Annotated in this window: 11 protein-coding genes and 1 tRNA gene; 8 read left to right on the forward strand and 4 right to left on the reverse strand. The window is 66.3% G+C overall.

Annotated features, from left to right (window positions below; genetic code table 11):
• The first annotated feature begins 132 nt into the window (after positions 1-132).
• Both QK287_RS02310 and QK287_RS02315 read left to right on the forward strand, forming a co-directional pair.
• Positions 133-206 (forward strand) — tRNA-Gly (locus QK287_RS02310).
• A gap of 247 nt (positions 207-453) precedes the next feature.
• Positions 454-1614: a N(5)-(carboxyethyl)ornithine synthase gene (locus tag QK287_RS02315; RefSeq protein WP_226775210.1), complete on the forward strand. Its 1161-nt coding sequence runs from the start codon at positions 454-456 to the stop codon at positions 1612-1614.
• Positions 1615-1693: 79 nt separating this feature from the next.
• Here QK287_RS02315 and QK287_RS02320 read toward each other — a convergent pair whose 3' ends face one another.
• Entirely contained in the window at positions 1694-3094 is a 1401-nt protein-coding gene (locus QK287_RS02320) for an MFS transporter (protein ID WP_282359009.1), read from the reverse strand.
• A gap of 143 nt (positions 3095-3237) precedes the next feature.
• Here QK287_RS02320 and QK287_RS02325 point away from each other — a divergent pair, with 143 nt between their 5' ends.
• Both QK287_RS02325 and QK287_RS02330 read left to right on the forward strand, forming a co-directional pair.
• A complete protein-coding gene (locus QK287_RS02325; RefSeq protein ID WP_226775208.1) occupies positions 3238-4092 on the forward strand; it encodes a LysR substrate-binding domain-containing protein in 855 nt (284 codons plus the stop codon).
• Between the two features lie 267 nt (positions 4093-4359).
• Complete coding sequence (locus QK287_RS02330) at positions 4360-4725, forward strand: hypothetical protein (protein ID WP_226775207.1); 366 nt, start codon at positions 4360-4362, stop codon at positions 4723-4725.
• Positions 4726-4827: 102 nt separating this feature from the next.
• Here the strand turns inward: QK287_RS02330 and QK287_RS02335 are convergent, their stop codons facing one another.
• Together QK287_RS02335 and QK287_RS02340 are read right to left on the reverse strand one after the other, a co-directional pair.
• On the reverse strand, positions 4828-8334 hold the full coding sequence (locus tag QK287_RS02335; RefSeq protein ID WP_282359011.1) for a proline dehydrogenase family protein: 3507 nt from the start codon (positions 8332-8334) through the stop codon (positions 4828-4830).
• A gap of 293 nt (positions 8335-8627) precedes the next feature.
• Positions 8628-10091, reverse strand: a complete 1464-nt coding sequence (locus QK287_RS02340; RefSeq protein WP_226775205.1) for an amino acid permease — start codon at positions 10089-10091, stop codon at positions 8628-8630.
• Positions 10092-10235: 144 nt separating this feature from the next.
• On the opposite strand from QK287_RS02340, the gene QK287_RS02345 reads away from it, so the two are divergent.
• From QK287_RS02345 to QK287_RS02360, 4 genes are all read left to right on the forward strand, one after another.
• Positions 10236-11147, forward strand: a complete 912-nt coding sequence (locus QK287_RS02345; protein WP_226775204.1) for a LysR substrate-binding domain-containing protein — start codon at positions 10236-10238, stop codon at positions 11145-11147.
• A gap of 65 nt (positions 11148-11212) precedes the next feature.
• Entirely contained in the window at positions 11213-11641 is a 429-nt protein-coding gene (gene panD, locus QK287_RS02350) for an aspartate 1-decarboxylase (RefSeq protein WP_226775203.1), read from the forward strand.
• A gap of 115 nt (positions 11642-11756) precedes the next feature.
• Positions 11757-12683 carry an AEC family transporter gene (locus tag QK287_RS02355; protein WP_226775495.1) on the forward strand — a complete coding sequence of 309 codons (927 nt, stop codon included), beginning with the start codon at positions 11757-11759 and terminating at the stop codon, positions 12681-12683.
• A gap of 102 nt (positions 12684-12785) precedes the next feature.
• Positions 12786-13781 (forward strand): DUF1524 domain-containing protein, encoded by a 996-nt coding sequence (locus QK287_RS02360; protein ID WP_282359012.1) that lies wholly within the window; start codon positions 12786-12788, stop codon positions 13779-13781.
• Between the two features lie 19 nt (positions 13782-13800).
• Here QK287_RS02360 and QK287_RS02365 read toward each other — a convergent pair whose 3' ends face one another.
• Positions 13801-16428: a trehalase-like domain-containing protein gene (locus tag QK287_RS02365; RefSeq protein WP_282359013.1), complete on the reverse strand. Its 2628-nt coding sequence runs from the start codon at positions 16426-16428 to the stop codon at positions 13801-13803.
• Positions 16429-16564 lie beyond the last annotated feature (136 nt).

Below are 16564 nucleotides of genomic sequence, written 5' to 3' on the forward strand. Positions count from 1 at the left end.
CGGGTGTGGCCAGCCGGGGAGCGCCGGGCCACGATGTCGCAGGGGCGACGTGTTCGGCGAACGCGCGTGGCTGGGGTAAGGTAAATCTCGTTGTTCCCCGGGACCGGCTTCAGCATTTCGGCCGTTCCCACTGCGGCTGTAGCTCAATGGTAGAGCGCTAGCTTCCCAAGCTTGATACGCGGGTTCGATTCCCGTCAGCCGCTCCACTTCGCCAGGGTTTCTGCGCCTTGGACCCCTCCGGGCCGTTAGGTCCGTGCCTGTATGGTTCGAAGTCAGGAACCTCTTCGGTTCCGCTACAGGAGCGATCATGGCTGACAAGTCCCCCCGTCAAGCAGCATCCAAGAAATCCGGGAAATCCCTGAAGGAAAAGCGTGCCGAGAAAAGGACCGCCGCTTTGCCGCCAAGCTCCCTGGACAAGGCGACCGGCTCGAAGCCGGCCAGTCCGAAGAAAAAGTGAGCGGTCCGACGAACCGTCTTACCCTCGGAGTGCTTGCCAGCACCCGGAAACCTGACGAGCAGCGCCTCCCGATCCACCCTCTCCACCTGGACCGCATAGCCCCGGAACTCCAGCGGCAGCTCATTCTGGAGGAGGGCTACGGCGAGCGCTTCGGCGTCTCGGATGCCCATCTGGCACCGCTGGTGGGGCGCATCGTCCCACGCGCCCAGCTTCTCGCCGAGGCCGACGTCGTCCTGTTGCCCAAACCGCAGCCCGAAGACCTTGCCGAACTCCGGGACGGTCAGGTCCTCTGGGGCTGGCCGCACTGCGTCCAGGACCGGGCCATCACCCAACTGGCGATCGACAAAAAGCTCACGCTGATAGCGTTCGAGGCGATGAACCACTGGGCCAGCGACGGCGGCTTCGGCTTGCACGTGTTCCACAAGAACAACGAACTGGCCGGTTACTGTTCGGTGCTGCACGCCCTGGGCCTAACTGGTTCCACCGGAGACTACGGCCGCCGGCTGAGCGCAGTGGTGATCGGCTTCGGGGCCACGGCGCGCGGTGCGGTCACGGCGCTGAACGCCCATGGCGTACACGACGTCCAGGTCCTGACCAACCGCGGGGTTGCCGCGGTTGGCTCCCCCATCCATTCGGTGCGGATCGCGCAGTTCGACCACAGCGACAAGGCGCCGTTCCTGAGCGAAGTCATCACCGAGCGCGGCCGCGTGCCGCTCGCACCGTTCCTCGCCGGGACGGACATCGTCGTCAACTGCACACTCCAGGATCCGAACGCACCACTGACGTATCTGCGCACGGAGGATCTCGACAAGTTCCGGCCCGGGAGCCTGATCGTGGACGTGTCCTGCGATGAGGGTATGGGCTTCAGCTGGGCGAAAAGCACCACGTTTGCCGAGCCGATGTTCACCGTCGGGGACCATATCGCCTACTACGGCGTGGACCACAGCCCGTCCTACCTGTGGAATTCCGCCAGTTGGGAAATCAGCGAGGCGCTGCTGCCCTTCCTGGAAACCGTGATCAGCGGACCCGAGGAGTGGGCCGCGAACGAGACCATCCGGCGCGCCATCGAGGTCCGCGACGGAGTCGTCCTCAACCCGGACGTACTTCAGTTCCAGCAACGGCATCCGGCGTACCCGCACGGCCCGCTGGCAGGCTGACCGGCCGGGGTTTCCGCTACAAAAACCGAGGGCCGCTGCGCGGATCCAAGCAGCGGCCCTCGATCTGCCGTGCGCAACGTTAGGGTGTGGCGGCAGCCGGCCGCCCGCCCGGGTACTGCCCTGTCGCCGGACCGGCAGCCCTGCGGACGATCTTGACGAGTCTGCGCCGGTCCCGCAGGTCCACCCGGAGCATCAGCTGGTCGCGGCGGGCCAGCACAACGGCGACCGTCGCGGCTGCCAGGGCCGGTACCGCGCCGGAAACCAGGATGGCCGTGTGCGGATCCACGTGCTCTGCCAGCCAGCCGAGCATGGGCCCGCCAATGGCCTGCCCGCCGATCAGGACCATAATGTACAGGCTCATCACGCGTCCGCGGATTGCCATGTTTGAGCTGATTTGGACCAACTGGTTGGCGGCGGTCAGGAACATCAGGCACCAGAACCCGGCCAGCACCATCGCCGCCGCGAACCATTCGATGGAAGGCGCCAGCGCCGCCAAGCAGAGCATAAGCCCGTACATTCCGGCGGCGAGCATCACCGAACGCAGCCGCAGCTCACGCCGGCGGGCGGAGGTGATAGCCCCGGCCAGCGCCCCGAGGGCCACCGTCCCGTTGAGCACCCCGTAGCCGCCGGCGCCGACGTCGTACACACGGTCCGCGAAAGCGGCAAGCAACACCGGCAGGCTCATCGCGAACACAGCGACGAAGGCCGCCATCAGCCACGGCCAGTAGATGGTTGGTTTGCTCAGCGCATAGTTCAGCCCTTCACGCAGCATTCCCTTGCGCTTGGGCACGGGTGCGCTGGTGTGCAGCTGGTCCTTCCGCAACGTGAGCAGCATGGCAACTGTCGAGCAGCACGCGACGGCGTTCGCGGCGAATGCCCAGCCGGCACCCACCGCGGTGATCAGCAGGCCGGCGAGCGCGGGTCCGATCAGCCCGCCGAGCTGGAACGTTGTGGAATTCACGCTGATGGCGTTCCGGAGATAGGCCGGGCCCACGAGTTCGTTGACAAAGACCTGCCGCGCGGGCTGGTCCAGCACGGTCACCAGGCCCAACGCCAGGGCGATGACGTAGACGTGCCACACCTCAATCCGCTGGCTGAGCGCCAGCACGGCGAGAACGGCCGCCAGCGCCGCCGCCACTGACTGGCACAGCATCAGGATCCTGCGCTTCGCGAACCGATCCGCCATCATCCCTGCCCACGGCCCCAGAAAGAGCGATGGCAGGAACTGCAGGGCGACGGTGATCCCGACGGCGGTGACGGAACCGGAGAGTTGGAGGACCAGCCAGTCCTGCGCAATCCGCTGCATCCAGAGGGCGATGACGGCGATGAAATGGCCGATCGCGAAGATGCGGAAATTGCGGACCTTCAACGATATGAAGGTGTGGCGCCACGGCAGCCTTTGGCTTACGACGGCGACAGGCTGGGTAACGGCGTCTGGCAGTGCGGTGACGGTGGCCTCTAACGGCGGTGGGGGTGCCACGGAATGTCCTCAAGGGAGCGGGGTGAATGGGGATGCCTTAACGCTAAGCTGGCCGCAATAGATTGTGGAAGCTTATTCACCGCATAACTCGCATTACGTAACGCAATGGGATGCGGGAACGCGCGCACGGCCCGGGAGGCCTCATGTTTGAACCTGCCCAGCTGCGGTCCTTCCTGGCCGTGGCTGAGACTCTGAGCTTTACCAAGGCCGCGGAACGGCTGGGCCTGGCACAGCCGACGGTCAGCCAGCATGTCCGCAAGCTGGAGACCGCCGCAAAACGGGTCCTCGTGGCGCGGGACACCCGGGACGTGCGCCTCACCGACAACGGGGACGCGATGGCAGGTTTCGCCCGGAGCATCCTCTCCGCCCATGATGCGGCGGCACGCTATTTCTCCGGATCGGCCATGCGCGGGCGGCTGCGCTTCGGTACCGCCGACGACCTGGCCATCACCGGGCTCCCGCGGATCCTGCGGGAGTTTCGGCAGGTCTACCCGCAGATCAACCTGGAACTGACAGTGGGCCAAAGCGACCAGCTCTACAAGCGGCTCAATGCCGGCCAACTGGACCTGGTCTTCGTCAAATGGGTTGCCGGGGCCAAGGACGGCACGGTAGTGCAGCAGGACTCGTTCGCCTGGGTCGGCTTGGAGCAGACCTCGCTGGATCCGACCGAGCCGGTGCCGCTGATTGCCTACCCCGCCCCCAGCCTCAGCCGGAAGCTGGCCATCGACGCGTTGGAGTCCGCTGGCAGGACTTGGCGGATCACCTGCGCAACCCGGCAGATCAGCGGGGTGCTGGCCGCGGTCCGGGCCGGGATCGGGGTGGCGGTCATGCCGTCCTCGCTGGTGCCGGAGGACCTCAAGATCATCACCCGGCGCTTTGACCTGCCCCCGGTGGGCGACGTGGACTTCACCCTGATCCGAAATCCGCTGGCCAACACCGAGGTGATTGAGGCCTTGACCCAGACGATCGCCGGCCGGCCGCTGAAGCGCTCCGCTTGAACGGACCCGCCGGCGTCGGGGCCGGAAGCAGCGGCGCAGCCGGGGATACCTGCCCAGCGCCTGCGCCGATCCGTTGCGGCCTACGCGACCCGGCGCTGTACCTACTTGGATTGCATACTTACGCATACCATTGATCCACCCGGATTCGTGGCATATCCTGAGTACGTTAACGGTCAAGCAGCGGCCAACTACACCGATTCAACAAACGGATGCTGTACCTGGGTCTGCCGCACGGCGACTTCCGGAGGCGTTCGGGATAGGCCGACAATGACGCCAGCCAATAACCCCCACCACAGTCCGCTCACCGCAGTATCGTCAGGCGGTGGCCTGAAGACTGCGAGCCCGCTCTCCCAAGCCGTGCACCGCGGCTCATCCGCCCACCACCCCCGCGGGGGCCAGCTGAACCCTCACTTGCCCACCCTTGTTGAGGCCGATTACGTGGGCAGCCCGTTCTGCGAACGCTGCGGGAACGACGAGTTCATCTACCTTGAGACATTTGTTCCTGCCACGCACCGGAGGGACGGCTCCATCAACAAGCTGGGCGAAGTCACCTACTTCTGCTCCGGATGCGACGACTTCTCCGCCCATGCGGTGCCTGCCTCGTGGGTTCCGCCAGGCTGGTACTTCGGCTGAGTCCGGTCCGGGGCACGCCGCGCCCCAAAATCAATGAGCCGGGCGACCACTATTGGAGGGTGGTCGCCCGGCTCGTTTAATCCGCCTCCCGGGGGCAATGCCCTAGATCAGTGTGTCGGTGATGTGGTTGGGGGTGCCGAACCGGTGGGCGGTGATGCTGATGGCTTGCTCGTGCAGGAAGGGCAACAGGTCAACATGTCCGGATTCGGTAGCCGGCTGGTGGTAGATGGCGAGATCGGGGCGTCCGCCGGTGGCCTGGGCCAGGACTGTGTGGTTGCCGCCAAGGAGCCTGATCCGTGTGGTTGTTGTTGTCTTCGCGGCGGCGAGCCAGTCGGCGTCGTTCTGCACTGTGGTGTCGATGCCGAGGCCGGAGAAGACCGTGTGCAGCTTGGCGGGCAGCGCCTCGCCGCTGGACACCGTCAGGGTTGAGCCGGCGAGGACTCCGGCCGCGACGGTCCGGACAAGGTGGGTGAGGGGTTCAGCGTCGGAGCGGCGGATGGTCACGGGCAGGGGCCGGTAGCGGAAGATGTTCCGCTCGGCGGCCAGCCCGGTGGCGTCCCTGGCGGTGCCAAACTCGTCCGCCCAGGCGCGGGCGTCCGAGCCCAGTGCACGCTGCAATGATTCGAATTCGACGGCGGCCATCTCGCTCCGGGCAGCCTGCAGGATCCGCTGGACGCCAGGGTGCCCTGGTTCGGTGCTTCGGGCCGCGGAGCTGGGCTTGCTGGTCCAGGTGCCGAGTCCGGTCAGGTAGTTTGGACCGCCGGCCTTGGTGCCGGCGCCGACGGCGGATTTCTTCCAGCCGCCGAAGGGCTGGCGCTGCACAATGGCGCCGGTGATACCGCGGTTGACGTACAGGTTGCCCGCCTGGACGGTGTCAAGCCACAAGCCGACTTCCTCCGGATCCAGGGAGTGCAGACCGGACGTGAGGCCGTAGTCGATCTGGTTCTGGATCGCGATTGCCTCGTCCAGGGTGTCCGCGGTCATAACCCCGAGCACGGGGCCGAAGAATTCGGTGAGGTGGAAATATGAGCCGCGGCGCACGCCGTTGCGCACGCCCGGGCTCCAGAGCCTGCCGGTGTCATCAAGTTTCCGGGGCTCCACTGCCCAGGACTCGCCTTCGCCGAGTGTGGTGAGGGCGCTGAGCAGCTTGCCGTTGGCGGGTTCGATGATCGGGCCCATCTGGCTGGCCGGATCCTCCGGGTACCCCACCTTCAAGGACGTCACGGCGTCGACCAACTGGTGGTGGAAGCGCCTGGATTTCGCCACCGAGCCGACGAGGATCACCAGCGAGGCCGCAGAGCACTTCTGCCCGGCGTGGCCAAACGCGGAGTACGCGACGTCTTTGGCGGCGAGGTCGAGGTCCGCGCTCGGGGTCACAATAATGGCATTCTTACCGCTGGTCTCGGCGAGCAGGGGCAGGTCCGGGCGGAACGAACGGAACAATTCGGCCGTTTCGTAGCCGCCGGTGAGGATCACCCGGTCCACCGCGGGGTGGCCGATCAGCTGCCGGCCCAGCTCCCGCTCGCCGAGCTGAACCATGGTCAGGACGTCTCTCGGGACGCCGGCTTCCCACAGGGCCTCGACCATCACGGCGCCGCTGCGGCAAGCCTGCCTGGCGGGTTTGATGACAACGGCGGAGCCTGCGGCCAGGGCCGCGAGGGTAGAGCCGGCCGGGATGGCTACCGGGAAGTTCCACGGCGGCGTCACGACCGTGAGTGTGGCCGGCACGAAGGTGGCGCCGTCGACGTCGTCGAGTTTGCGGGCCGATTCGGCGTAGTAGTGCGCGAAGTCAACCGCCTCGCTGACCTCGGGGTCACCCTGGTCGATGGTCTTGCCGGTCTCGCTCGCCATGACCTCAAGCAGCTCAGCGCGGCGGGATTCCAGGACGTCGCCGGCGCGGTGCAGGATTTCGGCCCGCTCGGCTCCGGACAGTGCGCCCCAGGCCCTGCCCTTCGCCACGGCGGTCGCGATGACGGTCTCAAGGCTAGCCTCGTCATGGATGGTGGCCGCTTCCACGGCCGCGTTGCCCAGAGTCGAGTGCGGAACCCGCTCCAGGATGGCCCGGCCCCAATCGCGGTTCGCCGGCAGCGACGGATCGGTGTCCGGGGTGTTCGCAAAGGCGTCGCGCGGCATCGGCATGGCCGGGAGTGCGCGGTTCTGCCGCCTGTTCGGGCCGGGCACCGTGCCGTCCAAGTCGGCGAGGGAGGCGAGGAAGCGCTCCTTCTCTCGCTCGAAGAGGGAGCGGCTTTCTGGGGAGTTCCCCCCGAGTTCGAACACGGCGGACATGAAGTTTTCCTGGCTGGCGCCTTCCTCGAGGCGGCGGATCAGGTACGCGATCGCGACGTCGAACTCGGCCGGGTGCACCACTGGTGTGTAGAGCAGCAGCGAACCGACGTCCTTCCTGACCGCTTCCGCCTGGCCCTGGGCCATCCCCAACAGCATCTCGAACTCGATCCCGGACTCCACACCGCGCTGTTTGGCCAGCAACCAGGCGAACGCAATATCGAAGAGATTATGACCGGCCACACCGATCCGGATGTTCCCGATCCGGTCCGGGTGCAGCGCGTAATTGATGACGCGCTTGTAGTTGGTATCCGAATCCTGCTTCGTTCCCCAGGTGGCGAGCGGCCAGTCATGCAATGACGCTTCGACCTGCTCCATCGGCAGGTTCGCGCCCTTCACCACACGGACCTTGACCGCGGCACCCCCGCCGGCGCGGCGCGCGGCAGCCCAGTCCTGCAGCCTGACCATCGCAGACAGCGCGTCCGGGAGGTAGGCCTGGAGCACAATGCCGGCCGCCAGGTTCTTGAACTCGGGCTTATCAAGGATCCGGGTGAAGACCGCGATGGTCAGATCCAGATCCTTGTATTCCTCCATGTCCAGATTGATGAACTTCGCCACCGGGAAGGACGCCGCCCGGGCGAACAGCGGGGTCAGCTTCTCCACCACATGCTCCACGGCCTCATCAAACGCCCACGGCGAGTGCGGGGCGACCGTCGAGGAAACCTTGATCGAGACGTAGTCAACGTCCGGACGGGCAAGGAGCGTATGGGTGCCCTCAAGCCGGCGGGAGGCCTCGTGCTCACCGAGCACTGCCTCGCCCAGGAGATTGACGTTGAGCTTGATGCCGTCCTTGCGGATCTTCGCGATGGCGGGACCGAGCTTGGCGTGGGTCGCGTCAACGATCAGGTGCCCCACCATCTCACGCAGCACCCGGCGTGCGATCGGGATAACCAAGCGCGGCAGCAACGGGGCCATGGTGCCGCCGAGCCGGACGGCGCCGCGCATGTACCAGGGCAGGAAAGCGGGCACCTTGGGTGCCAGCGCCGCGAGGTTCCGCGCTGCAACTCCCAGGTCCTCGGGACGGACGACGCCGTCGACGAATCCGACGGTGAAGTCGAGGCCGTTCGGGTCCTTCAACACCCCGGCGAGCTGGGCGGCCGAGGCATCAACCGGAACGCTTGCCGCCGCGGACAGCCAGCGACGCACCAACCCGATCGTCTCTTCCGACAGGGCGGTGGCCTCAAGGACCGCAGAGTCGTCCGAAAAGGTTGCCTGCTCGGCCGCGTTGCCGGCCTTCACACCGGACTCCGTTGAAACGTTGGTCATGGCTGCACTCGTTCTTTCTCAAAAATGTGGACCGTTCTTGTTTCAGTATGCGACCGGATTTTCATAAGATAAAGCGATGTTTTTCGAGCAATACTGGTCAGAAAATCGAACGTTTTGCCCGCCCCGCCAAACGACCCTCCCTCACCTCCGGCGCTGATTCGCACGGCCCTCCCTCACTTCCGTCGGGAAACCACGAAACCCTCTCCCACAAGATGAGAGAGGGTTCGCCGATCGTGGACCGGAGTTGAGGGAGCGTCGGGGGAAACACGACCGGAGCTGAGGGAGCGTCGGGGCTAGCCGATGTGGCGGTGCATCTCCACGGCTTCTTCGTGCCGGGGGCTGTCGGGATTCATCAGTGAGTGCTTTCGGCCGTAGCCGAAGTAGATGACAAGACCAACGACGAGCCAGACGCCGAATCGCAGCCAGGTCTCCCAGTGCAGTTGAAACATCAGGAACCCGGAAGCCAGTACACCGAAGGCCGGAACGAGGGGCATCAGCGGCAGCCGGAACGTGCGCGGGGCGTCGGGTTTTTTGTAGCGGAACACGATCACCGAGAAGCAGACGACGACGAACGCGGCCAGGATGCCGATGTTGGTCAGGTCGGCGACTGCCTTGATCGGGAATACCCCGGCCAGCAGTGCCGAAGCGACGCCGGCAATCCAGGTCACGCGCTGCGGGGTGCCGTGGCGGTCGGTCTTGGCGAACCAGCCGGGGAGCAGGCCGTCGCGGCTCATCGAGAACCAGACGCGGGTGACGCCGAGCAGGAAGGTGAGCATCACGGTCAGGATCGACAGCACGGCAAAGACCGAGATAATCGTGGCGATGACCGGCAGGCCGACACCGTTGAACGCGGAGGCGAAGCCGGCCTTGGGGTCGATGTCCTTGAAATTCTGCATGCCGGTGAGCACCAGGGTGGCGGCAACGTACAGGAGCATCGCGATGATCAGGGACATAATGATGGCCTTCGGCATGTGCTTTTTGCCGTCGGTCGCCTCTTCCGCTGCGGTACTCATGGCGTCGTATCCGAACACTGCGAAGAACACGGTGGCCGCGCCTGCCACCACCGGACCGAAGCCGCTGGGCATAAACGGGTTGTAGTTCCCCGTGTCGATGTAGAAGATGCCCAGGCCGATGATGAACAGGATCAGGACGACCTTGATCCCTACGGCTACAAGTTCGAAGCGGCCAAAAGTCTTGGTGCCGCGGGACAGGATCCAGGTCACGAGCAGGCAGACGGCGATCGCCGGGAGGTTGATGATTCCCCCGGTGCCCTCGTCCGGCGTCGCGGTCATCCAGGCGGGCATGTGCACGCCGATGCCGGTCAGGAACGCATCGAAATACCCGGAAATGCCGATGGCCACAACAGCCACGATCGCAATGTACTCCAGCAGCAGGTCCCAGCCGATGAACCAGCCGATGATTTCCCCGAGGGCCACGTAGCCGTACGTGTATGCCGAGCCGGCCCGGGGGATCATTCCGGCGAATTCCGCGTAGGACAGCGCGGCAGCCGCGGAGGCGAGGCCCGCGATCAGGAAGGAAAACAGTACGGCCGGTCCGACGCCGGGTTCGGACTCGCTGCCATGGGCCACCAGGCCCGCCAGGGAAAAGATGCCGACGCCGATGATACCGCCGACGCCGATGGCCGTCAGCTGCCATAGCCCAAGGCTCTTGAAGAGCCCGCTATGAAGGCTTTCTTCCTCGATGTCGTCGATTGGCTTGCGCCGCAAGATCGACCTGGTCATGTCTTGTGCGTTCATTTTCAGGGTCTCCCGTTTGGTGTGGCACCCATCAACCCACCCTGTGATGGGGGTAACTCAACGACAACAGTATGCAAGCCGGATTGCATTAGATAAAGTGAATTCTCCTAATCAATAACCATTAGATTTCACAAAGGAATAGCGATGCTGGATGTCCGGCGATTGCGCCTGTTGCGCGAACTGAAAATCCGCGGCACCCTGGTCGCGGTAGCGGAAGCGCTGCAGTACAGCCCGTCGTCGGTGTCGCAGCAGCTGGCACTGCTGGAAAAGGAGGCCGGCGTCGAACTGCTTCGCAAAACCGGTCGCCGGGTTCAGCTCACCCCGCAGGCCGAAGTCCTGGTAGCCCACACGGCCCATTTGCTGGAAACGCTGGAACAGGCCGAGGCGGACCTGGCAGCCTCCCTCACGACAGTGACCGGCACCGTTCGGATGGCCGTTTTCCAGTCCGCGGCGCTGGCACTGATGCCTGACGCGCTCACCCGTATGTCCTCACGCTATCCCGAGGTGAGGGTTGAAATGACCCAGCAGGAACCCGAAACGGCACTCCACGAAACGTGGGCCCGCGATTTCGACCTGGTGATTGCCGAGCAGTACCCCGGACACGCAGCACCCCGGTATGCCGAGCTCGACCGCGTCCGGCTCACAGGCGATGCGATCCGCCTCGCGGTTCCGCCCGCCGCCGCCGACCGCGCGGCAATAACGTCCCTCGCGGAGACCGCCGGGATGGCGTGGGTGATGGAACCCCGCGGGGCCGCGTCGCGGCATTGGGCAGAGCAGGCTTGCCGCAGCGCCGGCTTTGAGCCCGACGTCCGGTTCGAAACGGCTGACCTGCAGGCGCAGATCCGGCTGATCGAATCCGGCAACGCCGTGGCCCTTATGCCTGACCTCGTCTGGACCGGAAGAGGCACGACGGCGGATCTGATCACCCTGCCGGGTGATCCGCACCGGACCATCTTCACTTCGGTGCGGCGTTCCAGCGTCAAGCGCCCGGCAATCCTGGCCGCGCGAGAGATCCTGGCCGAGACCGCCGCGTCCATCCCGCCCGCGGGCCCGTAATATGGCGGGTCGGCGCCCCCTGGCGCACAGCGCCGCCGGCGGACCGGCGCTAGACTGGTGGCGTTATGAACCGCACAATATTCAAGTCCAAAATCCACCGCGCCACGGTCACGCACGCGGACCTCCACTACGTCGGATCGGTCACCGTGGACCTGGATCTGCTGGACGCCGCCGACATCCTTCCCGGCGAGCTGGTATCCATCGTCGACGTCACCAACGGTGCCCGGCTTGAGACGTACACAATCGCCGGCGAGCGCGGTTCCGGGGTCATTGGCATCAACGGTGCCGCCGCACACCTGATGCACGAGAACGACATCATCATTCTGATCACCTACGCCCAAATGACCACGGACGAGGCCAAGGCCTATCGTCCCAGGGTGGTCCATGTGGATAAGGACAACAACATCGTCCAGATCGGCTCCGACCCCGCGGAGGCTCATACGCCGGGGACCATGCGTCCGCCGTTCGCGCTGGATAACGCAACACTTAGCTGACGCCGAGCCGCCGCGCCGGCGGAGTGTCCACGCCGTAACGGGCACCAGGAGTAAATAAAGCTGATTACTCTTGGCAGGTGACTGCCACCCTATGCCTGACGCCGACGGCCACCACATGCTAGGCGTTCTCGCCGGATTCTTTGTGGTGTGGTGCATCATCCTGGTGGGCATGTTCGTCGGCCGGCGCGGGATCCTGGGTACGAACGCCCGCTCCGTGCTCAGTGCGTTGACCTTCTTTGTTGCCAGCCCCGCACTGCTTTTCGAAACGCTCGGCAAGGCTCGTCTGGACGACGTCTTCGCGGCGCCCCTGCTGGTCACAGCAGCCGGTGCCATCACCACTGCGGCGCTTTTCTTCGTCATTGTCCGCGTCCTCCTGAAGCGTTCCGTGCCGGAATCGCTGATGTCCTCGATGGGCGCCTCGCTGGCCAATTCCGCCAACCTAGGCATCCCGATCGCCGCCTTCGTCCTTGGCGACGCCAGCTACGTGGCTCCCCTGCTGATCTTCCAGCTGGCCTTCTTCACGCCGCTGTTCCTGATGGCCCTCGACGCCACGACAAGCAACCACCGGACCACACCGCTGGGTTTCGGGCTGATGATCCTGCGAAATCCGATGATCGTGGGCTCCGGACTCGGCCTGCTCGTGGCGGGGACCGGCTGGCGGGTCCCCGATCTCGTGATGCAGCCAATCCACCTGATCGGCGGCGCCGCGATTCCGGCCATGCTGATCGCCTTTGGCATGAGCCTCAATGGGTCCCGGCCCCTGCAGGCCTCTGCGGGCCGGCGTCTCGACACCCTGCTGGCAAGCGGGTTCAAGCTCGTTGTGCATCCCGCGCTGGCTTACGTTTTCGCGCGCTTCCTCCTTGGCATGGAAGAGCAAGAGCTATTTGCGGTGGTGGTCACGTCGGCGTTGCCCACGGCGCAGAACGTGTTCGTTGCCGCAAGCCGCTACCAGACCGGGCTCACGGTCGCGAAGGACACCGTGCTCGTCACCACAGTCGTCGCAGTGCCCGCCATGATCTGCGTGGCACTGCTCCTCGCCTGATACCGGCCAGGCCGTGCCCGGGTTGTTTCCCGCGCCGGTAGGCTGGGACCGGCTTTAGCCGGCCCGCGGAGATCCGGGGCACCAGCACAATATGGGGACAAAATGCACACACTCAGAACGCGCAGCAGCGGCGCATCCGGCGCCGTCGACTGGATCGTTTCCGGCCTGGCGGGACTGCTGCTGGTCTCAGCCACGGCCTGCGCCGCACCCGGGACAGGTCCGGCCGCCGCCCCGGCGGCCACCGCAGGCGCTACAGCACCGGCGGAGCCAGGGACGCCGGCGCCGGCCACCTCGCCCGCGGACATCACCGCCGGCCCGCGCGCCGGCAACGCCCTGGACGAATTGGCCACGATTCCGGTCAAGGGCCGGGCACCCAAGACGGGTTACTCACGCGAAGAGTTTGGCCAGGCCTGGGCCGACGTCGACCGCAACGGGTGCGACACCCGCAACGATGTGCTGCGCCGGGACCTGACAGCCCTCGCCCTCAAGCCCGGCACCGGGGAGTGTGTGGTCCTCTCCGGCGTCCTGAACGACCCGTACACGGGGACCCTGATCAATTTCCTCCGCGGCAGCACCACCAGCGCCGCCGTACAGATTGACCATGTGGTGGCCCTCAGCGACGCCTGGCAAAAGGGCGCCCAGCAACTCACCGCGGCCCAGCGGCTGTCCCTGGCCAACGACCCGCTGAACCTGCTCGCGGTGGACGGCCCCAACAACCAGCAAAAGAGCGACGGCGACGCCGCCACCTGGCTGCCGCCAAACAAAGCCTTCCGCTGCGACTATGTTGCCCGGCAGATCTCCGTCAAGTCCGGCTACGGCCTCTGGATCACCCAAGCCGAGCATGATGCGATGGCACGGATCCTCGGCGGCTGCCCGGACGCAACAATCCCTGCCGGCACAGGTACGGCCACCCCCAACACGCCGTCCCCGGCGGCGCCAGTTCCCGCAGCCCCGGGCCCCGCAGCGCCGGCCCCTGCGGCCGTGTTCTACGCGAACTGCGCCGCTGCCCGGGCGGCCGGGGCCGCGCCGCTGCGATCCGGCCAGCCAGGCTACCGCGAGCAGATGGACGGCGACCGCGACGGGGTCGCCTGCGAATAGGGATGTCGGGGTCCGGAACCTAGTTCTTCGGCAGCGCGTCCAGCAGACGGGCGCACCGGATGAAACCCAGGTGCGAGTACGCCTGCGGATGGTTTCCCAAGTGCGTTTCGGTGCCCGGGTCGTACTCCTCCGGCAGCAGCCCGGTCGGCCCAAACAGATTGACCAGCTGGTCGAACAGGTCCCATGCCTCCTCGATGCGCCCAACCGCCACGTACGCCTCAATGAGCCAGGTGGTGCAGATGTGGAAGCCGCCCTCCAGTCCGGGCAGCCCGTCGTCGTAGCGGTAGCGGAACACCGTGGGGCCCACCCGCAGCTCCCGTTCCACCGCTGTGACGGTGTCCAGAAAGCGCTGGTCGGCGACGTCCAGGAGGCCGGAGAGCCCAATGTGCAGCACCGCAGCGTCCAGATCCGGGCTGTCATAGGCCACCGTGTAGGACGCGGCGCTCTCATCCCAGCCCTCGCGCAGGACTTCGTCCCGAATGAGAGCCGCAGTGGGGGCCCACTGCGGCAGCGGCGTCCGTCCGTGCCGCGCGGCGGTGCGCAGCGCCCGGTCCAGAGCCACCCAGCACATCACCTTGGTATATATGTGGTGCCGGGGCGCCCGCCGGGCTTCCCAGATTCCGTGGTCCGCCTCCTGCCAGCGGGTTAGGACGGCAGCCGCCATCTGGACCATCAGCTCCCAATGGGCCTCGGCCAGTTCCCCCTGCCGCGCGCTCAGGGCATCGATGAGCTCGGCGATCGGCCCGAAGACGTCAAGCTGCACCTGATGGTCGGCGGCATTGCCGATCCGCACCGGCCGGGAGCCCGCGTAACCGGGCAGGCTCTCGATAATAGCCTCGGTTGACAGCGGAGCCCCGGTAACCGAATACAGCGGGTGCAGCCACTCCGGGCCCGGAGAGTGGGCAAGGATCCGGCCCAGCCAGGCGAGGAACCCCTCAGCCTCCGACGTCGAGCCGAGGTCCACCAGCGCATTAACAGTCATCGAGCCGTCCCGCAGCCAGCAGTACCGGTAGTCCCAGTTCCGCGTGCCGCCGATCCCCTCCGGCAGGGAGGTGGTGGGCGCCGCCAGCACCGCACCGGTGGGCTCGTGCACCAGGGCCCGGAGCACCAGGGCGGACCTGCGGACCAGGGACGGTTTCACCGCGGGCAACTGCAGCGCCTGCACCCAACGCCGGGAATGATGCGCGACGGCGGCACGGCGGGAGTTTTCCTCGGGCGGCGCCGCGCGGTGGAGTTCCGTGTCGCCGCAGCGCAGGTTCAGCACCACCGGACCGTGCCGCAACTCAACCTCTGCAGTCGCGGTGGCGTGGCGGCCGTCGGAGGTGATCCTGAAGCTGGCACCTGGGGCAAGCAGGATCATCGGGTCGGCGGTCCCCACCACGTGCAGCTCTGATCCACGGGCCTCCATGCTGAAGTGCGCGTTGGCGTAGTCCGGACGGGGCGCAAAGACAATCCGCGCAGTCCCCGTTCCGGAAAGCACCCGGACCAGGCTGGTGACACCCTCCGGCGCCGGTTCCAGGTAGTCGGTGACTGTCACGTCGGCCCAGCGGGTTTCCACGATCATCGTGCTGTCCACATAGCGCTGCCCCAGGACCTGCGAGGCCTTGACCGGTTCGACCGAAAAGTGGCCGGCAGCGTCACCGCCGAGCAGATGCGCAAAGAGCGATCCGGAATCCGGCAGCGGGTGGGTCATCCAGCAGATCTTGGCATCCGGGGTGATAAGGGCAGTGGACGAGCCGTTGCCGATCATGGAGTGCCGCTCCAGTCCGACGGCGTCCTCTCCGAAGAGCCAGGCCCGCCGCAGTTCAAAGAGGATGGCCAGCACCCGGGCGAAGGACTCGGGGTCCGGAAGCCGATGCGGCGCCAGGGTGGGTCCCGCCCCCACCCGCAGCGCCATGTCCGGCCCGCGCAACGTCGCCATTGCCAGCTCATCGCTCGCAGCGTCTCCCGCGTAGAGGGCTGCGCTGACGCCGAGCATGGAGCGCAACTGTTCCAGGGCGCCTGCCTTGGCCGGTTCCACCACGGAAAGGTCCAGCACCGAACCGTCCACAATCAGGGCCAGCCCATGCGCGCGGGCTATCACCTGCGCTTGCGCGGTGGCGAGTGCAACGACGTCGGCAGCGGCCGGGCGGGTGTGCACCGACACTGCGACGGGTTTCCGTTCGATGGTGATTCCCCGGTAGGCGCCCACAGTTTCGGCAAGGGCCTGGCTGGCTTGCTGCAACACGGATTCGGTGGCCAGGGACAGGCCGTGGGCATAACCCATGTCGAACTCGGCACCGTGCGAGCCGACCAGGTGGACCTCGGCCGGGAGCCGGGAGACTGCGGCCAGGTCGCGCAGGGAACGCCCCGAGATGACGGCGGCATGGGTGTTGGGGAGCGCCGCCAGCGCACGGAGGGCAATCGCCGCGCTGCCCAGCGGCAGGGTCTCGGTGGAAATGCCTTCCGCCGCGCACAGGGTCCCGCCGTAGTTGCACGCCACCAGCAGCGCCGGGGTGCGGGCCAGGATCTTAAGTTCCGCCAGGAGTTGTGGCGTCAGCCCGTCGTCGGCGGCGTTGGTCTGGACGAAGGCCCGGAGCAGGCCCAGCGGCAGGGACTTCGTCAGGAGGGCAGAGTCCGCCAGGGACTGGTTGAGCGGAGTGGGCATGTGCGGAGTCCTTTGGTTAGTCCCCCATGCCTGCCTTGAGTGCGCCCGCTGCCGGGCGTACTCCCAGTATTCGCTGCACCCCGTTTCCCTCGGGTGTCCCGGCGGTTGCAGTTATGTAAATTCCGCAACCGCCGGG

Source organism: Arthrobacter sp. AL05 (assembly GCF_029960715.1).
GTDB lineage: Bacteria > Actinomycetota > Actinomycetes > Actinomycetales > Micrococcaceae > Arthrobacter.